At 38.8% G+C, this 25537-nt stretch carries 21 protein-coding genes and 1 other annotated feature; all 21 genes read left to right on the plus strand.

Features of this window, described 5'->3' with window-relative positions:
• Positions 1-9: 9 nt before the first annotated feature.
• Positions 10-1227 (plus strand): tRNA uracil 4-sulfurtransferase ThiI, encoded by a 1218-nt coding sequence (thiI, locus tag R4146_RS04295; protein WP_339960202.1) that lies wholly within the window; start codon positions 10-12, stop codon positions 1225-1227.
• Positions 1228-1273: 46 nt separating this feature from the next.
• Positions 1274-1486: a binding site (T-box leader), on the plus strand.
• 50 nt (positions 1487-1536) lie between these two features.
• The gene (locus tag R4146_RS04300) at positions 1537-4194 is read left to right on the plus strand and encodes a valine--tRNA ligase (protein ID WP_339960203.1); all 2658 of its coding nucleotides are present in this window, start codon (positions 1537-1539) and stop codon (positions 4192-4194) included.
• Between the two features lie 60 nt (positions 4195-4254).
• The gene (locus R4146_RS04305) at positions 4255-5565 is read left to right on the plus strand and encodes a bifunctional folylpolyglutamate synthase/dihydrofolate synthase (RefSeq protein ID WP_339960655.1); all 1311 of its coding nucleotides are present in this window, start codon (positions 4255-4257) and stop codon (positions 5563-5565) included.
• Positions 5566-5731: 166 nt separating this feature from the next.
• A complete protein-coding gene (locus R4146_RS04310) occupies positions 5732-6736 on the plus strand; it encodes a rod shape-determining protein (protein WP_339960656.1) in 1005 nt (334 codons plus the stop codon).
• A 73-nt stretch (positions 6737-6809) separates the two neighbouring features.
• Positions 6810-7661, plus strand: a complete 852-nt coding sequence (mreC, locus tag R4146_RS04315) for a rod shape-determining protein MreC (RefSeq protein ID WP_339960204.1) — start codon at positions 6810-6812, stop codon at positions 7659-7661.
• A gap of 11 nt (positions 7662-7672) precedes the next feature.
• Positions 7673-8200, plus strand: a complete 528-nt coding sequence (mreD, locus tag R4146_RS04320; protein ID WP_339960205.1) for a rod shape-determining protein MreD — start codon at positions 7673-7675, stop codon at positions 8198-8200.
• An 11-nt stretch (positions 8201-8211) separates the two neighbouring features.
• Positions 8212-8877, plus strand: coding sequence for a septum site-determining protein MinC (locus R4146_RS04325; protein WP_339960206.1), 666 nt, complete (start codon positions 8212-8214; stop codon positions 8875-8877).
• The gene (gene minD, locus R4146_RS04330) at positions 8877-9692 is read left to right on the plus strand and encodes a septum site-determining protein MinD (RefSeq protein WP_339960207.1); all 816 of its coding nucleotides are present in this window, start codon (positions 8877-8879) and stop codon (positions 9690-9692) included. The genes R4146_RS04325 and minD overlap by 1 nt, the downstream gene beginning before the upstream one ends.
• Before the next feature lie 432 nt (positions 9693-10124).
• Positions 10125-10778, plus strand: a complete 654-nt coding sequence (locus tag R4146_RS04335) for an amino acid ABC transporter permease (protein ID WP_339960208.1) — start codon at positions 10125-10127, stop codon at positions 10776-10778.
• A 21-nt stretch (positions 10779-10799) separates the two neighbouring features.
• On the plus strand, positions 10800-11429 hold the full coding sequence (locus tag R4146_RS04340) for an amino acid ABC transporter ATP-binding protein (RefSeq protein ID WP_339960209.1): 630 nt from the start codon (positions 10800-10802) through the stop codon (positions 11427-11429).
• A gap of 11 nt (positions 11430-11440) precedes the next feature.
• Positions 11441-12292, plus strand: a complete 852-nt coding sequence (locus tag R4146_RS04345) for an amino acid ABC transporter substrate-binding protein (protein WP_339960210.1) — start codon at positions 11441-11443, stop codon at positions 12290-12292.
• A gap of 100 nt (positions 12293-12392) precedes the next feature.
• The gene (gene yfmF / locus R4146_RS04350; RefSeq protein WP_339960657.1) at positions 12393-13646 is read left to right on the plus strand and encodes an EF-P 5-aminopentanol modification-associated protein YfmF; all 1254 of its coding nucleotides are present in this window, start codon (positions 12393-12395) and stop codon (positions 13644-13646) included.
• Positions 13639-14919 carry an EF-P 5-aminopentanol modification-associated protein YfmH gene (gene yfmH / locus R4146_RS04355; protein ID WP_339960211.1) on the plus strand — a complete coding sequence of 427 codons (1281 nt, stop codon included), beginning with the start codon at positions 13639-13641 and terminating at the stop codon, positions 14917-14919. The genes yfmF and yfmH overlap by 8 nt, the downstream gene beginning before the upstream one ends.
• A gap of 93 nt (positions 14920-15012) precedes the next feature.
• Positions 15013-15888 carry a helix-turn-helix domain-containing protein gene (locus tag R4146_RS04360; RefSeq protein WP_339960212.1) on the plus strand — a complete coding sequence of 292 codons (876 nt, stop codon included), beginning with the start codon at positions 15013-15015 and terminating at the stop codon, positions 15886-15888.
• Between the two features lie 59 nt (positions 15889-15947).
• On the plus strand, positions 15948-16529 hold the full coding sequence (gene pgsA, locus R4146_RS04365; RefSeq protein WP_339960213.1) for a CDP-diacylglycerol--glycerol-3-phosphate 3-phosphatidyltransferase: 582 nt from the start codon (positions 15948-15950) through the stop codon (positions 16527-16529).
• A 35-nt stretch (positions 16530-16564) separates the two neighbouring features.
• Entirely contained in the window at positions 16565-17038 is a 474-nt protein-coding gene (locus R4146_RS04370) for a nicotinamide-nucleotide amidohydrolase family protein (RefSeq protein WP_373695336.1), read from the plus strand.
• A gap of 86 nt (positions 17039-17124) precedes the next feature.
• Positions 17125-18207 carry a recombinase RecA gene (gene recA, locus R4146_RS04375; protein WP_339960214.1) on the plus strand — a complete coding sequence of 361 codons (1083 nt, stop codon included), beginning with the start codon at positions 17125-17127 and terminating at the stop codon, positions 18205-18207.
• Positions 18208-18370: 163 nt separating this feature from the next.
• Positions 18371-19939: a ribonuclease Y gene (gene rny, locus R4146_RS04380; RefSeq protein WP_339960215.1), complete on the plus strand. Its 1569-nt coding sequence runs from the start codon at positions 18371-18373 to the stop codon at positions 19937-19939.
• Positions 19940-20038: 99 nt separating this feature from the next.
• Positions 20039-20842 (plus strand): TIGR00282 family metallophosphoesterase, encoded by an 804-nt coding sequence (locus R4146_RS04385; protein WP_339960216.1) that lies wholly within the window; start codon positions 20039-20041, stop codon positions 20840-20842.
• A gap of 15 nt (positions 20843-20857) precedes the next feature.
• Positions 20858-23506, plus strand: a complete 2649-nt coding sequence (mutS, locus tag R4146_RS04390; protein WP_339960217.1) for a DNA mismatch repair protein MutS — start codon at positions 20858-20860, stop codon at positions 23504-23506.
• A gap of 20 nt (positions 23507-23526) precedes the next feature.
• On the plus strand, positions 23527-25530 hold the full coding sequence (gene mutL, locus R4146_RS04395) for a DNA mismatch repair endonuclease MutL (protein ID WP_339960218.1): 2004 nt from the start codon (positions 23527-23529) through the stop codon (positions 25528-25530).
• Positions 25531-25537: the final 7 nt, after the last annotated feature.

Here is a 25537-nt window from a genome sequence, read left to right on the forward strand (position 1 = left end):
AGGCACCGAATGCAATATAGTGAAATTATGGTCAGATACGGTGAATTATCCACTAAGGGTAAGAACCGGAAAGACTTCATTAAGCAACTAGGTAAAAACATTCGCCATGTTTTACATGACTTTCCAGAAGTGCATGTGAACCCCCAACAAGATCGCTTGCACGTCGATTTACATGGCGCTGATTACGATAAGGTGATTGAACGCTTAGAAGGCGTATTTGGAATTGAGACGCTATCACCTTCAATCAAGTTAGATAAAGACATTGAACACGCTAAAGAAGTGGCGTTACAGATGGTAAAGGATCAATACCAACCAGGCACCACATTTAAGATCAATACCATCCGTCAAGATAAAGATTATCCATTGGATACCTATGATGTTAATAATGCACTAGGTAGCTATATTATTGATAATATTGATGGAATTAAAGCTAAAATGAAACATCCAGACGTTGAAATTAGAGCTGAAATTCGTTTGAACGGAATTTTTCTCTCTAGTGAAACGATTAAGGGGGCTGGTGGTTTACCAGTTGGTAGTGGTGGTCGTGCTACGATGATGCTATCAGGTGGAATCGATTCCCCAGTGGCAACGTATTTAGCCATGAAGCGGGGCGTTAAAGTGGATATGATTCATTTCTTTAGTCCTCCATACACTAGCCCACAGGCATTAGCCAAGGCCAAGGAACTAAGTGCCCAAGTTGCCAAATTTGGGGGGAACATTCAATTTATTGAAGTTCCATTTACTGAAGTTCAAGAAACCGTGAAGGAAAAGGTGCCTGAAGGTTACTTAATGACCATCCAAAGACGGATGATGTTAAGAATTGCTGCTGAAATTACCCGTAACCGACACTGTAAAGGTGTCTTTACTGGTGAATCATTAGGCCAAGTGGCTTCACAAACTCTAGAAAGTATGATGGCAATTAACGATGTAACCAACTTGCCAGTATTACGTCCATTGGTTTCAATGGATAAAACTGAAATCATTCGAATTGCTGAAAAAATTGGGACTTATGATCTTTCCATTATGCCATTTGAAGATTGTTGTACGATTTTTACGCCCCCTTCGCCTAAGACCAAGCCAGACTTGGAAAAATCACGGCACTATGAAACTTTCATTGATGTTGATGGCTTGACTAAACGGGCAATTGAAGGCATTAAGGTAACTGACATTAAACCGGGTGAAGAATTCTTGAATAAAAATCAAGATGTATTTTCAGAATTATTATAAAATTAGTTGACGATTAATCGTTGATTGATTATTATAAGACTAAGCATTAAATACTGTGAACAAGAAAGTAATCATGATTAATGATTCAGAAAGAAGCTCGTGTCTCTGTGAGGGCTTCTCATTATGATGATGAAGGTACCTTGGGAGTTGGTTTACTGAAATTAGTAGGTAAATCCGGTTGACCCCGTTAATCCGTCTTAGAGAGAAATCGATTAATTCGATTTAATTTAGGTGGTACCGCGAGCACTTCGTCCTATTAGACGAGGTGCTTTTTTGTTTACAAAAATAATTTGAAGATGAGGTGTTTTTATGACTAAAGATATTAACATGCCACCAAAGTATGATCATACCGCTGTGGAAAATGGTCAATACCAAACTTGGCTTGATGAAGACGTTTTCAAGCCTAGTGGCGATAAAAAAGCAAAACCCTATTCCATCGTTATTCCACCGCCAAATGTTACTGGTAAGCTTCATTTAGGCCATGCCTGGGATACGACATTACAAGATATGTTAATCAGACAAAAACGGATGTTAGGTTATGACACCCTCTGGTTACCTGGAATGGACCATGCCGGAATTGCCACGCAAGCCAAAGTGGAAGCTAAATTGAATAAGGAAGGCATCACCCGTTATGACCTTGGTCGTAAAGCATTTATTGATAAGGTTTGGGAATGGAAAGATGACTATGCTGCTACTATTAAAAAGCAATGGGCTAAGCTAGGGTTATCTCTCGATTACAGCCGTGAACGATTTACGTTAGATGATGGTCTTTCAGCTGCGGTACGAAAAGTATTCGTTACCCTTTACAAGAAGGGCTTGATCTACCGTGGTGAATACATTATTAACTGGGATCCAAAGGCACGGACTGCGCTTTCCGATATCGAAGTTATCCATAAGGATGATAAAGGTGCCTTTTACCATGTTAAATATCCATTTACTGATGGTACGAAGTTTAATGGTAAGGATTACATCGAAATTGCAACGACTCGTCCTGAAACTATGTTTGGAGACGTTGCGGTTGCAGTTAACCCATCTGATGAACGTTATAAGGATATCGTTGGTAAGACTATTCGAGTGCCACTAGTGGACCGTGAAATTCCAATTATTGCCGATCAATACGTTGATAAGGAATTTGGAACTGGGATGGTTAAGATTACCCCAGCCCATGATCCAAATGACTTTAACGTCGGAAATCGTCATGATTTAAAGCGGATCAATACCATGAACGAAGATGCAACAATGAATGCTAACGCTGGCAAGTATGAAGGCCTTGATCGTTTTGCAGCTAGAAAGGCAATGACTGATGATTTGGAAGCCCAAGGATACATGCTCAAAGTGGATCCAATCGTCCATTCCGTTGGGCATTCTGAACGGACCGGGGTTCAAGTTGAATCACGGCTTTCAACTCAATGGTTCGTTAAGATGAAGCCACTTGCTGAACAAGCATTGAAGAACCAAGAAACTGATGATCGCGTTAACTTTGTGCCAGAACGATTTGAAAACATCTTTGAACAATGGATGGATAACATTCATGACTGGGTTATTTCACGTCAACTATGGTGGGGGCATCGAATCCCAGCTTGGTACAATAAAGAAACTGGTGAAACTTACGTTGGTGAAGAAGCACCAAAGGATATTGAAAATTGGGAACAAGACCCAGACGTCTTGGATACATGGTTCTCATCAGCACTATGGCCATTTTCAACGATGGGTTGGCCTGATACTAACTCAGCTGACTTTAAACGTTACTTCCCAACCAATACGTTAGTTACTGGTTACGATATCATCTTCTTCTGGGTATCCCGGATGATTTTCCAAAGTCTTGAATTTACTGGTGAACGACCATTTAAGGATGTCTTATTACACGGATTAATTCGGGATGAACAAGGTCGCAAGATGAGTAAGTCCTTAGGTAACGGGATTGATCCAATGGAAGTTATTGATAAGTATGGTGCCGATGCATTACGGTGGTTCCTATCTAATGGGTCTACTGCGGGACAAGATGTTCGGTTTAGTTATGCTAAGATTGAATCTGCATGGAACTTCATTAATAAGATCTGGAACGCTAGTCGTTACGTTATCATGAACTTAGGGGATATGGAAAAACCAGAATTACCAGACCCAAGTAAGTGGAATTTAGCAGATCGTTGGATCTTGAGTAAGTTAAATGGCTTGGTTAACCAAGTTACTGATCAATTTGATAAGTACAACTTTGGTGAAGCTGGTCGGGCCCTTTACAACTTTATTTGGGATGACTTTTGTGATTGGTACATCGAAATGAGTAAGGAAACCCTTACTGGTGAAGATGAAGAAGCTAAGCAAAACACACGGAACGTATTAGCATATGTTCTTGACCAAACCCTTCGGCTATTACAACCAATCATGCCATTCGTAACTGAAAACATCTGGCAAACAATGCCACATGAAGGTAAGTCATTGGTAGTTGCTCAATATCCAGTTGATCATCCAGAATTTAATGACCCTAAGGCTGAATCTGATATGGATAGCTTAATTGACCTAATTAAGGCCGTTAGAAATATTCGTTCAGAAGCCAATGCTAAAATGTCTAGTGCTGTTGATATCTTAATTAAGACTGATAACCAAAACTTAAAGGATATCTTCGAAGAAAACGAAGGTTACATTCAACGCTTCTGTCATCCAAAGACATTAGAAATTGGTAGTGACGTTCAAGCACCGAAGTTAGCAATGACCAGTGTGATGACGGATGCTGAAATTAGTATTCCATTAGCTGAATTAGTCGACTTGGATGAAGAAATCAAGCGCTTGGATAAAGAAATCGAACAATTCGAATCCGAAGTTCAACGGGCTGAAAAGAAGTTATCCAACGAACGATTCGTGCAAAACGCACCGGATGCAGTTGTTGATTCAGAACGTGAAAAATTAGAAGATAACAAAGCTAAGTTAGCTGCTACTAAACAACGGCAAGCTGAACTTAAGGCTCAATAATCATTAACGTTAATTTGAAAACCCCGGCATTTAATATGGCGGGGTTTTTTGTAAGGAGGAATTATGGATAGTTATCAAGCCGCTTTGGACTATATTCATGGTCGAGTGAAATCACATAAGGATGCTACGATGCGACGCATGCAAATGTTAATGCAGCGATTAGGGCACCCAGAACGAAAAATTAATGCGATTCATGTTGCAGGCACCAATGGGAAGGGTTCAACAGTTGCATTCTTACGGAACTTATTGCAAGCAGCTGGACTAACGGTCGGCACATTTACTTCACCATTTATTGTTCGTTTTAACGAACGAATTAGCGTGGATGGAATCCCAATTAGTGATGATGAGTTAGTGCGTTTAGTGCAAAAGGTTAAACCCATCGTAGCCGAAATTGATGCGATGATGCCAAACGAAGGACCGACTGAGTTTGAAGTGTTAACAGCGATGATGTTTGCCTACTTCGCAGAAGGCCATGCGGATGTGGTAATCGTAGAAGTCGGGATTGGTGGCGATAATGATTCCACCAACGTGATTCAACCTAAATTATCAGTGATTACGACAATTGGTTATGATCACATGCGCTTTTTGGGTAACACCTTAGAATCCATTGCTGGACATAAGGCAGGGATTATTAAGGAACACGTGCCAGTGGTAATTGGTCGTATTGCGGCTGGCCCCAAGCATGTAATTGAAGTGACCGCAAGTCAACACCATGCGCCACTATTAGCATTAGGGACTCAATTTAGTGTTCAATCAGAACCGGTGGCTGGTTGGCATGAACAGTTTCGTTTTGCTGACCGATCACAGACTATCGATGCCATTAAAACGAATTTAATGGGTGATTTTCAAATTGATAATGCGGCAGTTGCAATTGAAAGCTTTATTCAGTTTATGCAGATGAATCATCAACCGGTAACTAGCCAAATGATTAAGACTGGAATCTTAAATACTGAATGGGCCGGTCGATTTGAAAAATTAAATGATCAGCCATTAGTTGTAATCGACGGAGCCCATAATATGCCAGCAATTGAAGAAATTGAAAAAAATATTAAAAATCATTTTTCAGATCGTGAATTTTATATTATACTTGCTATATTGGCAGATAAACAATATTTGGCAATGATTAAAAAATTAGCCCAAATTAAAAATGTACATTTGATTTTAACTGAATTTCAAGGCCCGAGCCAACGGTCCGCAGCTGATTTATCATCAATTGCTGATGCAGTGGCAGCTAACCACCCCATTGATTTTGAGCCTAATTGGCAACAAGCAATTGTTAGCGCTACGAATGAAATGAGTCAAGATGATGTATTATTAATTACGGGGTCGCTTTATTTTATCTCGGATGTGCGAGCATTATTTATGAATTAATCATTGATTGTTTAACTTAAGATTAAGTTATTAAATAATACTTTCAATCCGATTAATAATGTGGTTAAAATTAATCACGAGTGATTTAATTCAATTAGAAGAAAATATGATATACTAACAATGATAAATTCATATTAGTATGTATGAATACGAAGGGATGAACGTCGTGTTTGGATTTGGAACAAAAAATATTGGAATTGATTTAGGAACAGCCAATACCATCGTATACGTCGAAGGTAAAGGAATCGTTTTAAGAGAACCTTCCGTTGTTGCTAAAAACACCAAGACAGGGGCAATCGTGGCCGTGGGTCAAGAAGCCCGCGACATGATTGGAAGAACACCAGCAAGTATTAAGGCCATCCGTCCAATGAAGGATGGGGTAATTGCTGATTATGACACTACCGTAGCGATGTTGAAGTACTACATTGCTAAAACTTTAGGCCACTCTAGTGGTAAACCATACGTAATGGTTTGTGTGCCAAGTGGAATTACTGAAGTTGAAAAGCGTGCGGTTATTGATGCAACTCGGGTTGCTGGTGCTCGTGACGCTTATGTAATTGAAGAACCATTTGCAGCTGCAATTGGAGCAGGCTTACCAATTATGGATCCAACTGGTAGTATGGTGGTTGATATTGGTGGTGGAACCACTGATGTTGCTACTATTTCACTAGGTGGAATCGTATCTAGTCGTTCAGTTCGGGTTGCCGGTGATAAATTAAACGATGCAATTGCAACTTACGTTCGCAAAAAGCATAATTTATTAATTGGTGAAAGAACTGCTGAACGCCTTAAATGGGAAATCGGTTCTGCATCACTTGAAGAAGCTAAGAAGATGGAAGGGACTACGGTTCGTGGTCGTTACCTATTGACTGGATTGCCAAAGGCAGTTGAAATTTCTGCTACTGATATTTCAGAAGCAATTCATGAACCCATCTTAGAAATTATCGGAACCGTTAAAGAAACGCTTGAGGAAACTTCTCCAGAAATCGCTGCCGATGTTATCGATCATGGAATCGTACTTACCGGTGGTGGCGCTTTACTTAAGAATCTCGCAGATATTATTTCAGACGAGACTAAGGTTCCAGTGTCAATTGCTAAAGACCCGCTTGATTGTGTTGCAATCGGAACTGGTGAATCATTAAAGAGTATTGACGTAATGAAGAAAAAATAAAAACACATCTTAGGCGGGAGGTTTTTGGGCTTCCCGCCTTTGTTTTTTAAATTAAAGTTTACGGAGGGCAATTATGCACAAGTTTTTCTCCAATCGAAAATTGGTAATTGTCATGGTATGTATTGTAATCAGTCTTGGATTGATGAGTTTTTCCGTTGCTGTGCGTGATCGAAAGTCAACGCCCCCATTGATTCAACAATTTGGAAATGACGTGGCTGGATTTACTAATACTGTGGTGTCAACACCTGTTAATGCGATTAGTAATGGATTTAGCTCAATTGCGGGATTATTGAATACCTATCAAGAAAATCAAATTTTGAGTAAGCGAGTTGACCAAATTACGTCAACTCAAGTTCGTGATGAAGCGTTACAACGTGAAAATGCTAAGTTACGAAGTCAACTAAAACTAAATGATACTTTAACTAACTATAAGGCAATCAATGCAGCAGTTATTACTAGAACCCCATCCTCTTGGCAAAACCAAGTTATTATTAATCGTGGGGCTAATGCTGGAGTGAAGAAAAATATGCCAGTATTAGTTGACACAGGACTAGCTGGCCGGGTATCAGAAGTTAATAAAACCAATAGTAAAGTTGAATTGATTACCAATAACAACGATGCCACGAACCGTTTTGCCATTGAAGTAAATGCTACCAATGGGAAAGTCGTAAATGGAATCATTACTGGCTATAATAAGAATACCGGGCTGGTTGAAATGGGTAACGTTACTACAAAGGCTAAAATTAAAGTGGGCCAAAAAGCTTATACTAGTGGGCTAGGTGGCATTACACCGAAGGGATTATACATCGGAAAAGTTGCTAAGGTAGCCACTGATGACTATGGATTATCATATAAAATTTATATTACCCCAGCTGCTGATTTAAATGATATTGAAGCAGTTACTGTGGCTAGTCGAGAACAATAGGGGGAATTGGAATGTTAAGAAATTCACCACTACGGTTTGTGTTTCCGATTGGATTGTATATTGCATTTTGTTTAGATGGATCTGTTAGCCGGATTTTCGGTGGACAATTATTTGGGGTCCAATCAATGGTGCCAATGATTACTTTATTGTGGCTTACTTTGGGCTTACTATTTGAAAATGGCATTAATCTTCACTTAGGGGCCTGGGCTGCTTTAGCTGGCTTTGTGATGGATATGTATTATTTTGGTACGTTAGGAGTATTTGTATTTATCCTCCCGTTAGTGGTGTATATTAGTCGCATTTTATACCGCTACTTACCAATTAACTTCATTACTGGGATGTTGATTTATTTTATTGATATTACAATTTCAATGTCGCTAGCTTATTTTGCCAATCGATTTGTTGGTCTAGCTAACGTTACTGGGACTAACTTTTTAGTTTCAGTCCTAGGACCAACCCTAGTGCTAAATTTAGTTCTATTTATCATCACTTATTATCCGATTTCGCTTCTTTTTGATCGTTATCGGGAAAAGAAATAGGAGGAATTGGTTTGAAAGCAGTTAGCTTAAAGGGAACTAATAATGGCTATGAAATTGTTTTAGAATCATCAGCATCATTTGATCGCATTATGAGCGAATTAGAAGATTTATTAGCGAAGTTAGACCACGACTATCCAACTAAGCGGATGCATTTAGAAATCATTACGGGTAAACGTTTATTATCTGAGGTTCAATCCGATCAAATTCGGAAGCTATTTGATCAATACAAACACTTATTGATTAGTAGTATTAGAAGTGATGTTATTACGGTTGAAGAAGCCAATCGAATTAAAGATGAAGAAAATATTCACATGGTTATCGATACGGTCCGTAATGGACAAACCCGCCGGCTCAGTGGCGATGTTTTATTCTTAGGAACCGTTCATCAAGGTGGAAAGTTAGTTACTGACGGAAATATCTATGTGTTAGGGAGCATATATGGCATTATTCATGCTGGTGCGCCTAGTTCAGAAGATAATTTAATTGTTGGTGATTTACATAACGCCCAACAAGTTAGAATTGGTGAACAGTTTGATATTGTGGCTGATAAGGACATTGAAGATTCATATAAAAGTGTTGCCTATGTGAACGATTTACACACACTAGATTATGGTAAAATAAAAGAATTAAAGAAAATTAATCCGAAATTTTATAATCGAATTGGAGGAGTTCTGTAATGGGGAAAGCAATCGTTGTTACTTCTGGTAAGGGCGGCGTTGGTAAAACAACGTCGACTGCTAATATTGGTGCTGCACTAGCCTTGAACAGTAAAAAAGTTTGCTTGATGGATTTGGATATTGGTTTGAAAAATCTTGATTTAATTTTAGGGCTAGATAATCGGATCATCTATGATATTGTGGATGTTGCAAATGACCGTGCGAAACTTCGCCAAGCGTTAGTTAAGGATAAGCGTTTTGATAGTTTGTACGTTCTACCAGCCGCTCAAAATACTGATAAGAATTCACTTAAACCAGAACAAGTTAAAGCCATTGTAGATGAGCTAAAACAAGAGTTTGACTACGTCTTTATTGATTGTCCAGCTGGAATTGAACAGGGCTTTTTAAATGCGGTTGCTGGTGCTGATGGGGCCATTATCGTTACTACTCCCGAAATTTCTGCGGTACGGGATGCAGATCGAGTAATTGGATTATTGGAACAGCATCCATTAAAAGAAGCCCCAGAATTAATTATTAACCGGATTCGGCGTAATATGATGGAAAACGGGGATGTCATGGATATTGATGAAATTACTCAACATTTAGGCATTAAATTGTTAGGGATCGTAGTTGATGATGATAATGTGATCAAGACTTCTAACCATGGTGAACCCATTGTCATGGATCCAGATAATATTGCATCACAAGGCTACCGGAATATTGCTCGGCGCATTGAGGGCGGTACGGTACCATTAATGAAAATTGATGATTTAGAAACCAGTAAACCATCATTTTGGAGCAAGGTCGGCAGTATTTTTTCAAAAAAGCATAAATAATTCTTGACGGATATGTAATAATGCTTTATGATTGCATTAATTAAATTAAAGATGTTGATCAGGAATTTATTCAATATCGTTCTTCAGAAAGTTTACGTTGATGCGAAGTAAATGGACGATTTGTTTTATTCACGCCTGTGAGTCGTTATTTCTGAAAATTAGTAGGAAATTACCGTTTTAACGCGTTATTGTTGTAGTTTAGTAAATAAACTCATTGAGATTTATTGTGTGAACAATGAATAAATCTGAGGTGGAACCACGATTCAATCGTCCTCTTAAGTCATTTTGGCTTAAGAGGATTTTTTATTTACTAAACTCACTGAGGTAGTTTGTTCGAGCAAGCTATAAAATGAGGTGGCACCACGTTGATTCGTCCTCTTAGATTAGATTCTAAGGGGACGTTTTTTGTTAGGTTAGAAGGGAGTTATTGCTATGTTAAATTATATTGTTGAAATTTTACCGTCATTGCTATCAGGAGTGAAAGTGACCCTCCAAGTATTCTTTATGACATTGATATTCTCAATTCCACTGGGAATTATTGCGGGGGTTGGATTAACATCTAAATTCGCACCACTACGTTCAGTATTAAAGTTTTATGTTTGGATTATGCGGGGAACCCCATTGTTGCTTCAATTGATCTTTGTCTTCTATGGATTGCCAATGATGCCCGGCGTCCAAATTGTGTTCCCACGATTTGATGCCGCCCTATTCGCATTCATTTTAAACTATACCGCTTACTTTGCTGAAATCTTCCGGGGTGGATTACAATCCATTCCAAAGGGCCAATATGAAAGTGCCAAGGTTCTTCGTTTATCATATTGGCAAACATTCCGTAAAATTGTGGTGCCCCAAGTGGTAAAAATTGTAATTCCATCCATTGGAAATGAAGTGATTAATCTGGTAAAGGATTCTTCATTAGTTTATGTGATCGGAATTGGGGACTTACTTAGAGCCGGAAACGTTGCATCTGCTAGAGATGTTACGTTATTACCATTAGTCTTAGTGGCAGTCATTTACTTAGTCTTAACCGCGGTATTGACCTTTATGTTACGGAAGGTTGAAAAACACTACAGTTACTGGAAATAATTTTCAAAGGAGGAATTGCCAATGTTAGAACTAAAGAATATTACTAAAAAATATGGTAATCGGACAATCATTAATAACTTGAATGCCCAAATTAAAGATAATGAAATCATGTGTATTGTGGGACCATCTGGGGCTGGTAAAACCACCTTGCTCCGTTGTATCAGTGGCCTGGAAAAAATTGATCAAGGTCAATTTATCCTAGATGGTAAGGTATTTGATCCCACGAGTAATGATGAAAACGTTATTGGGGTCGTGTTCCAAGACTTCCAACTCTTTCCTAACTTAACGGTAATGCAAAATATTACCTTAGCACCAGAATTAGTGCTAAAAGAATCAAAAGCTGAAGCAAGACAACGGGCCCAAAAGTTGATTGACCAACTTAATTTAACTGGTAAGGAAGACTTATACCCATATCAATTATCCGGTGGTCAAAAACAACGGGTCGCAATCGTTCGGGCATTAGCAATGAATCCTAAGATTATTTGCTATGATGAACCAACTTCTGCCTTGGACCCTAACTTGAGAGATGAAGTTGCTAATATTATTATCGGCCTAAAGCAAACTGAAGTAACTCAAATTATTGTTACGCATGATATGGACTTTGCTAAAAAAGTCGCTGATGATATGCTTCAAGTTCAACCAGTTAAATAGGGGGGACCAGAATGAAAAAGATATGGAAATGGTTATCGATTTTATTGATCGGGGTTAGTATTGTTTCCCTGAGTGGTTGTCAATCAGTTACGCAACGGGCGAATACTGAAAATACCTGGGATAAAATTAAAGCTAAAAAAGAAGTGGTCATTGGACTAGATGACAGTTTTGTGCCATTTGGGTTTGAAACTAAATCTGGTAAAATCACTGGTTATGATATTGATTTAGCCCGTGCCGTATTTAAACAATATGGAATCAAAGTTAACTTCCAACCCATTGATTGGTCAATGAACGTGACTGAATTAAGAAATGGAACCATCGATTTAATTTGGAACGGACTCACGATTACGAGTGAACGGAAGAAAAATATCGCGTTTTCTGAACCATACTTATATAATGATCAAGAATTAGTGACCTTAAAGAGTTCTAACATTAAGTCCTTTAATGATATGAAGGGTAAGGAATTAGGGACTCAGACTGGTTCTGCTGAAATCATTAGTTTGGATCAACAACCAAACCTATTGAAGAATAAGATCAAAAATAAGCAACCCATTTTATATGATTCATTTACCGATGCCTTTATTGACCTAAATGCAAAGCGGGTTAGTGGATTGTTAATTGATAGTACTTATGCCAACTACTATATGCAACACAGCGGTGCTAATCACCAATACTCGACTTATGTCGGAGCATTTCCTAAGTCATCCTTTGCGGTAGGAATGCGTAAGGGAGATGTTACCCTTCGGCAGAAGGTAAATGCAGCTTTAAATAAGATGGCAAAGGATGGACAGTTGAAACAAATCACTAAGAAGTGGTTCGGAGATAAATATGACTCACCTTTACTGAATAAATACGACAAATAAACGAGCAATTTGCTCGTTTTTTGTTTGATATTTTATGATTCATAACTTACCATTACATTATGTATATTTTTATTAAGGAGCGAACTTGCCTTTGAAATTAATGAACGGTGTGAAATTAAACGTCGTCCCAACGACTAAATTTAAAAATACTAGTATCACGGTTGATTTTATTCAACCCCTTGATTATCATCAATTTGCTGACCAAGCAATTGTATCGGAATTAATGGAAACCAGCAATCAGGACTACCCTAAGCAATCACAATTAGCAAAGCAGCTATCCCGGATGTATGGAGCTGGTTTTGGAACTGACGTTTTGAAGTATGGCAATTTACATATTTCACGGTTAGTAATTAGTTTTCCGAATGAACAATACCTACCAACTAAAGAATCAACATTTAAGATGGCATTAGATTTTCTAAAATCAGTAATTTTCAAACCATTAGCGACTGATGGTCAATTTAATGCCACTACGTTTGAATTACAACAACAAAATACAATTAACTACGTTAAAACGATTCCAGATGATAAACAATTTTATTCAGTGAATCAACTCAAACAACTTTACTACCAAGGTGATTTAAATTACGCTGGTTTGGTGTTTGGAACGGTAGACCAACTAAAAGCTACGACTGCTAAATCAGCTTATGATGCCTACTTAGCGATGGTAGAGCATGCGCAAGTCCAGATTTCGGTCTTAGGCAATGTAGATGAAGCTACGGTAACTGACCAAATTAAGACCCTAGGCTTTCAGCCGCGACCAGAAATGCCGGTAGATGCTAAGGTAAAGCGTACGCCTACTGAAGATGTAACTAAAAAAGCAGAGGTCCAAAAATTGAACCAAAGCAAACTCGATATGGCATATTCCTTACCAATCTATTATGATCAACCAATTCACTATGCAGCATTATTATTTAATGCGTTATTTGGTGGGACACCACAATCGAAGTTATTCAGAAACGTACGCGAGAAACACAGCCTAGCCTATTATGCAGATAGTACCTTTTCTTCTTTAACCGGGCTATTAATGGTTCAAACCGGGATCAATTCTGCTGACTATCAAAAGGTCATTGATATTGTAAATGACCAGCTAGTCGCCATTCAACATGGTGATTTTGATGCTGAAATCGTTGAAAATATTAAAGCAGACCTAATTAATAGTCGACTAGCTAGTTTAGATAGTCAACGACAATTATTGAATCAACAATTAGTAGAAGGCATTTTAAACCGGCATACAACGGTTGATGAATGGTGTGATAATGTGCGCGCGGTGACGAAGGAAGATATCATATCAGTTTCAAAACAAGTACAATTACAATCGATTTATTTCTTAGATGGGCGGGATGATATTGAATAAAACAGAATATCCAGTTTATGGCGATAGTGTTTTTTCACAACGGCTTGAAAATGGTCTGCACGTAATGATCGTACCGAAGTCAGAATATTATAAGACCTATGCAACCCTTGCGGTTGATTATGGTTCAATCGATAACCAATTTGTGGATCCGAACACAAATAAGGTCGTCACTTTACCAGCTGGAATTGCGCATTTCTTAGAACATAAGATGTTTGATAAAAATGGCTATGATGCATTTGATTTATTTACTAAGTATGGTAGTAATGCCAATGCATTCACTAGTTTTACTAGTACCAACTATCTCTTTGCCACAACTAATCATGTTAAGGAAAACTTAGAGATCTTACTTAATTTTGTTCAAGAACCATATTTTACTGATGAAAAGGTCGAAAAAGAAAAGGGCATCATTGGTCAAGAAATTCAAATGTATAATGATGATCCAGATTCTAGACTCTTTTTCGAAACGATTGCCAATATGTACCCTCATTTTCCACTAAATAAGGATATTGCTGGCTCTGTTGAATCCATTCAAAAGATTACAGCGGCTGATTTAAAGTTGGCATATCAAGTTTTCTACCAACCTTCTAATATGACACTGAAGGTGGTGGGTAACGTTGATCCTGATGACATTATGCAGATGATAATGGATAATCAAGCTAAAAAACAATTTGCAGCGCCAACTGAAATCAAACGGGTATTTGCTGACCAACAGCCGTATGATTTTGAAAAAAATCATCGCGAGACTTTGAATTTATCGCGGCCCAAAGCAGCATTAGGGATCAAGGGAATTACTCCGTTAGCAAATGGTCATGATGAAGCTAAACAAGAACTGACGTTGTCATTACTGTTAACCTTATTATTCTCCGAAAATTCACAAATTTATGCTGAATTATATGATGAAGGAATTATCGATGATTCCTTTAGCTTCGAACTAGATTGTGAACGTGAATTTTACTTTGTGATGTTAGCTGGCGATACTGATCAACCTGAGCGCTTTATTGAGCGCCTATCAGGAGTCGTTAAAAACGTTGATTCGTTATTAGATGATCTGGCTGCTGATTTTGATTTGATCAAACGCGAAAAAATTGGGCAACGGGTCTCCATGATGAATTCACTAGAGGCTATTGCAGCTCGATTAGGCGATGAGATGAATGCTTATACCAATCTATATGATGAAGTATCAATAATTCAATCGATTCAGTTAACCGATTTAAAACTAGCAGCTAAACAATTGTTCAATGCTGATGCAATGACTAGTAACATCTTTATTTAAATTATGGTGCAATGGTAAAACTATTGTTATCTTAAAACTGTTGTTATGATATACTTAGTTATGTAAAAATTTATAATAATTGAGGTAATTTTGATGAGTGAAGAAAACAAAGAAACATCTTCAATTGGGCAAACCCTTCATGATGCACGAGTTGCTAAGGGATTAACCATTGATGATCTTCAAAATAACACTAAAATTCAAAAACGGTACTTAATTGCAATTGATGAAAATAAGTTCGATGAGTTACCTGGTGAATTTTATGTTCGTGCTTTTGTTAAACAATATGCGGATGCAGTTGGCCTTGATGGCAATGAACTTTTAAAGCGATTTGATGAAAATCTGCCTGATACTAAAAAGCAGGAATACGTTGATAAAGTAAGTGAAGATAAGATTGCAACGCGGACGGCGCAACGTAAAGTTGATGATCGAAACATGGCCATTAGAAAGTATGTGCCAGTTGTAATTATTTCAGTCGCAGTGGTCCTAGTGATTTTAGTAATCTGGTTTGCGGCAGCGAAGAGTTCTAAGAATTCTCAACAAACTAATATTAGTAGTAGTAGCTCTGTGTCTGTATCTGGGTCTTCTAGTAGTGCTGATAGCAGTAGTACCAAGAAGAAGACGACGACTAAGAAGGCTAAAAAGACTACTGATAACACTACTAAGATTACCTCTGAATCATCAGATACAAATGGTGGAACTTATAAGGTAACGACTAAAAAGACTAGCAGTGATATTAAGATTATGACTTCTGCACGGGCTTGGGTCGGTGTAAATGCTAATAATAGTAGTGTTTACCAAGCATCACAAGATGCTAATGGTAGTCATACCGTTAAGTTACCAAGTAACACCACTTCAGCTACTGTTAACTTAGGAAATGCAACTGCTACTAAGTTATCAATCAATGGTAAAGAAGTAAAACTTACTAGTGATTCACAAGTTCAAAACGTTACATTTAACTTTAGTAAATAAGATTAAATTAAAAAAGCTGGGTAGTTGCTTACCCGGCTTTTTATTTGGAGGCTATTGAAATGAATTTACCAAATAAATTAACTGTCATGCGGATTATCTTAATCCCAATATTTATTTTAGTGTTAGTATTACCGATTCAATGGGGACAAGTTAGTTTCTTAGGCAGCACCATGCCCATTAATAGTTTGTTAGGGGCCATTATTTTTGCAGCTGCATCAATTACTGATTTCTTAGATGGACAGATTGCTAGACGCCACCATTTAATTTCTAACTTCGGTAAGTTTGCTGATCCATTAGCGGATAAAATGCTCGTAATGACGGCATTTATTATTTTAGTATCCATGAACAAGGTCCCGGCATGGGTGGCATCGATTATTGTTTGTCGGGAATTAGCGGTGACTGGATTAAGATTAATTGTGGTTGAAAATGATGGTCAGGTGATTGCCGCAGCATGGCCGGGTAAGATTAAAACAGCTTCTCAAATGTTTTCAATTATCTTCTTATTCTTGAACAACGTCCTATTTAGCATGGTAAAGATTTCAATTGGTGAAATCTTATTATACGTTTGTCTATTCTTTACGATTTACTCCGGAATTGATTACTTTGTAAAAAATCGGGATATTTTTAAAGGTTCAATGTAATCTTTACGTATTTAATCAAAGGAAGGTTGATAACGATGGCAAATGATTTTCAAACGAACGTAGTGCAACGCTTAATTGAGCGTAATTTAACGATTACGGCTGCTGAAAGCTTAACGGCAGGCATGTTTCAAAGTACGTTAGGGGATGTTGCAGGAGTATCTGCTATTTTTCCTGGTGGTTTTGTAACGTATGCTAATGATGTTAAACATCAATTGGTGAACGTTAAGACACAAACAATTGAACAAGCTGGAGTAGTATCTGAAGCCACGGCAATTGAAATGGCTAATGGTGCCAGGAATCAATTAGCAACCGATATTGGCGTTTCGTTTACGGGAGTGGCAGGACCAGATGCGTTAGAAGATAATCCAGCTGGAACTGTTTGGATCGGAATTTCTTTTGGTAAGCAAGCGCCGTTTGCTAACGTCTATCACTTTTCGGGTGATCGTGCTTCAATTCGTCATCAATCAGTAGCAGCGGCTTTCGAGCTAATTGATGCACAATTAAATTAATAAAAACGAACTTTTGTTTGCATTTTTGATAATTGATTAGTATAGTATATAAAGATGATTTTTGTAAAAGTAGAGGAGGAAAATGAATGGCTGACGAACGAAAAGCGGCACTAGATGGTGCTTTAAAGAGAATCGTTAAGGAATTCGGTAAGGGCTCCATCATGCGGATGGGTGACCGTGGTGATACTAGAATTTCAACGGTTCCATCTGGTTCATTAGTGTTAGATAATGCACTAGGTGTTGGTGGTTATCCCCGTGGTCGAATTGTTGAAATTTATGGTCCAGAAAGTTCTGGTAAGACGACGATTGCACTGCAAGCAGTTGCAGAAGTCCAAAAGCAAGGTGGAACAGCAGCATACATTGATGCTGAAAATGCCTTAGACCCTGAATATGCGACTAACTTAGGGGTTAATATTGATGAATTACTACTATCTCAACCTGATACTGGTGAACAAGGATTGCAGATTGCAGATGCCTTAGTTTCTAGTGGAGCGATTGATATTGTGGTTGTTGATTCCGTGGCAGCGCTAGTTCCCCGTGCTGAAATTGAAGGGGAAATGGGGGATGCACACGTTGGGCTACAAGCACGTTTAATGTCTCAAGCCTTACGGAAACTTTCCGGGACGATTAATAAGACCAAAACGATTGCGCTCTTCATTAACCAAATTCGTGAAAAAGTAGGGGTAATGTTTGGAAATCCTGAAACGACTCCTGGTGGTCGGGCCCTTAAATTCTACTCCACGATTCGTTTAGAAATTAGACGTGGTGAACAAATTAAGGACGGGACCGATATTATTGGTAGCCGGGCCAAAATTAAGGTTGCTAAAAACAAGGTTGCACCTCCATTTAAGCGGTGTGAAGTTGATATTATGTACGGTAAGGGTGTTTCTCAAGTCGGTGAATTAATTGATATGGCTGCTGATAAGGACATTATCAACAAGGCTGGATCATGGTATTCATACGGTGAAGACCGGATTGGTCAAGGACGTGAAAATGCTAAGCAATACTTAGTTGATCACCCCGATATTAAAACAGAAGTTTATAATAAGGTACGGGCTGCTTATAATATGGGCGGCGCTGCAGAAGCTGACGATCAAACTGATGTTAATCAAGATGATGCCAAAGCTACGCCTTCATCCACTGATACGAAGGGAAAACCTAATAAATAATCATTAAGCAAATTAAGGAAACTTAATTTGCTTTTTTTGACTAAAAATATATGTTAGTTGACACTGGGCCTAGTAAAATTTAAAATGGATAGGTGTGATAGTAATCAATAACATCTAAAATACTGATTAATTAATCATTGTTTGATGATGCGGAGGTGTTAGAGTGTCATTTATTTATTTAATCCTCGTCGCAATCATCGCTATTATCGTTGGTTTTTTCGTTGGAAAAGCAGTTCATCAAAATGCCACTGAAAAGCGGTTAGATGCTGCTCATGAAAATGTTAAAGACATTTTATCTGAAGCAAAGCGTCATGCTGAAACGACCAAAAAAGAGGCCATTCTCGAAGCGCGTGAAGAAAGTAATGACTATCGATCAAAGATTGAAGAAGAATTGAAGAATCGGCGTTCTGAAATTCAAAAACAAGAAGATCGATTATTACAACGCGAAGACTCCTTGGATCGAAAAGAATCTTCTTTGGAAAAGCGTGATAGCTGGTTTAGTAAAAAAGAAGCTAAGCTAAATGCGGATGAAAAACAAATTGCCAAACGCCAACAAGAAGCTGAATCACTCGTTGATGAACGTCAACTTGAGGTCGAAAAGGTTTCATCACTATCACAAGATGAAGCCCGCGACTTAATTATTAAGGAGACCAAAGATCAATTAGCTGACGAACGAGCAAAGATGATTAAATCTAGTTATGATCAAGCTAATAAAACAGCTAATGAGAATGCTAAGAATTTAATCGTCCAAGCAATTCAACAAAGTGCTGCTGATACAGTATCGGAAACGACGGTATCAGTTGTTAATTTACCAAATGACGACATGAAAGGTAGAATTATCGGTCGTGAAGGCCGTAATATTAGAACCTTTGAAACACTGACTGGAATTGACTTAGTAATTGATGATACTCCAGAAGCAGTAATCTTAAGTGGATTCGATCCAATTAGAAGAGAAGTGGCTAAGCTAGCTCTTGAAAAACTAATTAAAGATGGTCGAATTCATCCAGCTCGCATCGAAGAGATGGTGGATAAGAGTCGTCGTGAATTAGATCAACATATCCAAGAAATTGGTGAAGATGTGATTTTTGATTTAGGAATTCATTCAATGAATCATGAATTGATTAAATTAGTGGGTAAATTAAAGTATAAGATGTACTTTGGCCAAAATGCTTTAAGTCGGTCAATTGAAGTAGCTAAGCTCTCTGGAGTGTTAGCTGCTGAATTGGGTGAGGATGTTACATTAGCAAAACGCGCAGGGTTATTACACGAAATTGGAATCGCGGTTGATCATGAATCTGATGGTTCGCATGTTAAAATTGGTGCTGATCTCGCTAAGAAATACCACGAAAGTCCAGTTGTTATTGACTCAATATTAGCTGACCAAAACACTAGTTCAACTAAACCACGGTATGTGATTTCAGAATTAGTTGCGGTTGCTGAAAAGATTTCGATTTCTAGACCGGGAGCGAAGAGTAAGTCACTTGAAAGCTTCGTTCACCGACTAGATAGTCTTGAAAAAATTAGTAATAGTTTTAAAGAAGTTAAACACAGTTACGCAATTCAAGCGGGACGCGAAATTCGGGTAATTGTTGATCCCGAAAAGCTGTCTGATACGCAAGCAGTTGTGTTAGCTCGCAATATTAAACGAAAGATTGAATCTGACATGGAATATCCAGGTCACATTAAAGTCACGATTATTCGTGAAGTTCGATCAGTTGAATATGCTAAATAAAAAAGACCAATTCTTGGTCTTTTTTATTTTAAATGCCGCGTGGTAAAATTAAGATAATAAATTAATACGATTTAAAATAGAATCGAGGACAATAATTAAATGAGATTATTATTTGTTGGTGACACCGTTGGTAAAATTGGCGTAGAGATGCTTCAGGAATATTTACCAAAATTAAAAAAGGATTTGAAACCACAAATTACCATTGTGAATGGTGAAAATTCAACCGCAGTTGGCCGAGGAATTAGTTATAAAATCTATAAACAGATTATGAATGCAGGCGCAGATGTGATTACGTTAGGTAACCATGCCTGGAACAATGCTGAGATTGTTGACTTTATTAATGACACGCCGAATTTGATTCGGCCTGCCAATTATCCTGGCCCAGATGTCCCCGGTAATGGTTATACGATTGTGAATGTGAACGGTAAAATGGTGGCTGTTATTAATTTACAAGGCCTAGTGTTTATGGATAATTTAAATAATCCATTTGATACGATCGATGCCATTATTAAGGAAATTAAAAAGAAGGTTGATTTTATCTTCGTTGACCTCCATGCTGAAACCACAAGTGAAAAACTAGCAATTGCTCGGTATCTAGATGGTCAAATTTCGGCCTTAGTCGGAACCCATACCCATGTTCAAACTAATGATGCGCGGATTTTACCAGGGGGCACTGCATTTATGACTGACGCCGGAATGACCGGTCCCTATGACGGTATTTTAGGGATGCAGACCGATTTAATCTTACAGCGATTCATTACCCAACGCCCAGTCCGGTTTCAAGTAGAAGAAAATGGGGCGGGAATATTGTCAGGATGTGTAATTGATATGAGTGATCGGGATGGACATGCGATTAAAATTAAACCGATTTTAATTGATCCAGACCATCCATACGGAAATTAGTGAAAGGAAATTTGAATGGCAAAATCACCAAAATTAACGCCGATGATGCAACAGTATCAAGCGGTTAAGGATAAGTACCCAGACGCATTTTTAATGTATCGTTTGGGTGATTTTTATGAACTATTCAATGAAGATGCAGTCAAGGGTTCACAGATTTTAGAGTTGACGTTAACTAGTCGTAATCGAAATTCTGCGCATCCGATTCCAATGTGTGGAGTGCCGCATCGGGCAATTCAAAATTACGTTGATATTCTAGTTGACCGGGGCTACAAGGTGGCCATTTGTGAACAAATGGAAGACCCTAAATCAGCTAAAGGCATGGTTAAGCGCGCGGTTACCCAGTTAGTGACCCCGGGGACGCGGACTGAAACTGGTGTAGCCAATGCTAAGAACAATAATTATTTGACTGCATTGGTGTATGACCACACTAGTCATCAATATGGCTTTGCTTACGCTGAATTATCGACCGGTGAATTAAAGACCAGTCAATTAACGGATGAAGCTACGATTATTAACGAAATCCTGAGTTTACAGACCAAAGAAATTGTCGTAGATGATCAAGTTAACGATCAGTTACTAACAAAGTTTAAGCAACTAGGCATCTTAGTGTCTCATCAGACCAGTGGACAGACGACGATTGCTGAAGTTAGTTACTTAACGCAAGATTTAACTGCTAATGTAGAACAACAAGCCGTGGCCTTGTTAGTCACTTACATTACAGAGACCCAAAAACGTGACTTAGCGCACTTGAAGAAGGCAGTTTCATATGAACCATCATCATTTTTAAAGATGGATCATAATTCACAATATAATCTAGAATTATTTCAAAATATTCGAACCAAAAAGAGGTCTGGAACCCTGCTGTGGTTATTAGATGAGACTAAAACAGCCATGGGGGGCCGTAAGCTAAAGCGCTGGTTGGCGCGGCCATTGATTAATCAAACTGCGATCGTGGAACGACAAAACGCGGTCCAAGAGCTATTGGATCATTACTTTGAACGTAGTGAATTACAAGATGCATTGGTTAAAGTTTATGATTTAGAACGTCTTGCCGGACGGGTCGCCTTTGGGAATGTAAACGGCCGGGATTTGATTCAATTAAAATCTTCATTAGGCCAAATTCCACAAATTAAATATACGCTAGGGCAATTAAATCCTAAGGTATTGGGATCTATTTATTCTAAGATCGAACCAGTCGATGATATTGAACGCTTAATCGATGCAGCTGTGGTAGAAGAACCACCAATTTCAATTACTGATGGCGGTATTATTAAGGATGGTTACAGTCATCAATTAGATCAATACCGGGATGCAATGCAAAATGGGAAACAATGGCTGGCTGAATTAGAGGCCCGAGAACGAAAAGCGACCGGCATTAATAACCTTAAAATTGGCTATAACCATGTTTTTGGTTATTACATTGAAGTAACGAAGGTCAACTTAAGTAAGCTTCCTCGTGATCGGTATGAACGCAAGCAAACCCTAACGAATGCTGAACGTTTCTCAACCCCTGAACTAAAAGAAAAAGAAGCTTTGATTTTAGAAGCGCAAGAAAAATCAAAGAGCCTCGAATACGACCTGTTTGCCGAATTACGGGACCAAGTTAAGCAGTCAATTCAACGGCTACAAAAGTTAGCAGATGCAATTGCTACATTAGATGTATTACAAAGTTTTGCTAGCATTAGTGAAGAGTATCGATTAGTGCGGCCTAGTTTAAATGCTCAACATGACTTAGAAATTATTGATGGGCGGCACCCCGTAGTGGAAAAAGTCATGGGGCATCAATCATATGTACCCAATGATGTCTTGATGAATCCAGATACCGAGGTGCTATTGATTACGGGACCTAATATGTCTGGAAAGAGTACCTACATGCGACAATTAGCATTAACGGTAATCATGGCTCAGATGGGATGCTTCGTGCCGGCTAAGTCAGCCAAGATGCCGATTTTTGACCAAATTTTCACCCGAATTGGTGCGGCAGACGATTTAATTAGCGGTGAAAGTACGTTCATGGTTGAAATGAAGGAATCTAATCAAGCCCTCCAAAAGGCCACGCCCAATAGTTTGATCTTATTTGACGAATTAGGGCGGGGGACTGCTACTTATGATGGGATGGCATTAGCGCAATCCATTATTGAGTATGTGCATAATCATATTCATGCTAAGACGTTATTTTCAACGCACTACCATGAATTGACTACCCTGGATCAAGAATTGCTGCATTTGAAAAATGTACATGTGGGAGCTAGCGAAAAGAACGGTGAACTTGTGTTCTTACACAAGGTCGAACCAGGGGCTGCTGATAAATCATATGGAATCCATGTGGCTAAAATCGCTGGCTTACCAGCACCGTTATTAAGTCGCGCAGATGTGATCTTGAAGGCCCTAGAAGGTGAAACCAAGTCCGTTAAACTGCCAGAATCTAAGGCAGCTAATGAATCACTAGCGGCTGAACCAGCACCCGTTGAACAATCAGCTGATGTATTATCACAAGATCAACAATTAGCATTGTTTGACGAGCCAGTTGATCATAAATCGACTTCAAAGCATCAAAAGAACGAGCAACAAATTCTAAATGAGTTGGCCAAAACAGATTTAATGAGTTTAACGCCAATGGAAATTATGAATCAAGTGTACCAGTGGAAACAGAAATTGAACTAAGCTAATGGGGAGGAATCATTATGGGGACAATTCATAAATTATCACCAGTTTTATCAAATCAGATTGCTGCTGGAGAAGTAGTTGAAAGACCCGCTTCAGTGGTCAAAGAGCTGGTTGAAAATGCAATTGATGCACATAGTACGCAAATTGACATTGTCATTGATGCATCGGGTTTTGAAAAAATCCAAGTCATTGATGATGGTAATGGAATTGCCCCTGATGATGTTGAATTAGCGTTTATGCGGCATGCCACTAGTAAAATTCGAGACCGCCGCGATTTATTTAATGTTCATTCACTAGGGTTTCGGGGAGAAGCACTACCTAGTATTGCTTCCGTGGCAGACGTGATCCTAAAGACGTCTACTGGTGGTCCAGGAGTCGAGTATCATGTCCGAGGCGGAAAGACGGTTGATAAAAAACCAGCCGCCGCACGGCGCGGAACTGACATTACCGTCTCTAATTTATTCTTTAACACCCCAGCCCGGTTAAAATACATGAAGACACCGGCAACGGAATTAGCTAAGATTAATGACATTGTTAATCGGTTGGCACTGGGGCATCCGGAAATTGCGTTTTCAGTTACCCATAATGGCCGTGAAATTTTACGGACGGCAGGGCGGAATAACCAACTACAGGTACTGGGTGGCATCTATGGTGCTAAGCAAACCCAAAAGATGTTGGCGTTTCAAAATCAAGACCTGGATTTCAAAATCAGTGGCTACTTTAGTTTGCCCGAACTAACCCGTGCGAGCCATAATTATGTGGTAATCATTTTAAACGGCCGATTTGTTAAAAACTTCAACGTAACCAAAGCCCTCACAGCGGGGTATGGTTCGAAATTAATGGTGGGACGTTATCCCATTGCAGTGGTCAATATCGAAGTTGACCCCACCTTAGTGGATGTCAACGTTCACCCCACCAAGCAAACAGTTCGGATCAGTAAGGAAGAAGCATTGTGCAACTTGTTGACCAAAACAGTTGCAGCTCAATTATCAAACCAAAACCTCATTCCAAATGTGATGGACCGTGAGCATGCGGTTAAGCCTAAGTATCAACAAATCGATCAAATTGCATTTGAACTAGATCAGAATTCAAAACATCATCATGTTGATGAATTAAAAACGGCTGATCAATTAACTAAGGCCACTGAACCTGTCGATTCACCGGCCGCTCCACTTAGTAAGGCCGATGCCGATGATGATTCAACAGCGGGGCCAGCTACTGCGCCTAAAATGATCGTGGTCAAAACGAAGGCAGAGCTAAATCAGCCAGCTGTTCAACAGTTTCAATCCTACTATCAAAATGAACCGGATCAATTACCATTTGGTGGTGTGCAAACTAACCCTACGACTGCAGCTAATGCTGCACCTGAAGTTGAGCCTGAGCTCAAATCGCATCCAACCGCTAACACTAAATTTCCTGATTTAGTGTACATTGGACAAATGCATGGGACCTACCTATTAGCAGAGGCTGATGACGGGATGTATATTGTTGATCAACATGCAGCTCAAGAACGGATTAACTACGAGCAGTTTCGTGAATCAATCGGGGCAGTTAGTTCCGATGAACAAGCCCTATTGGTGCCAATTGTGTTGGAGTATTCAACGTCTGAATCATTACTGCTAAATGATCGCTTAGAGCTATTAAAAGCAGTGGGGATTGAATTAGAATCGTTTGGTAAAAATAGTTTTATTGTCCGAAAGCATCCAACGTGGTTTGCTAGCGGCCAAGAAGAATCTACTATTCGCGAGATGGTCGATTGGGTGCTTAATAACGGCAAAATTTCGGTGGCTGATTTTCGGGCTAAGACGGCCATTATGATGAGTTGTAAACGGGCCATTAAAGCCAATCATCATTTGGATCGAAAACAGGCAACCCAGTTATTATCTCAATTAGCCCAAGTTGAAGATCCGTTTAACTGTCCCCATGGGCGCCCAGTCTTAGTTCATTTTACTAACTATGATATGCAAAAGATGTTCAAACGGATTCAAGATCCCCATGAAAGTCAAACTAAACATAATTAAGGAAGGT

This window comes from Nicoliella lavandulae, from assembly GCF_037546185.1.
Lineage (GTDB): Bacteria > Bacillota > Bacilli > Lactobacillales > Lactobacillaceae > Nicoliella > Nicoliella lavandulae.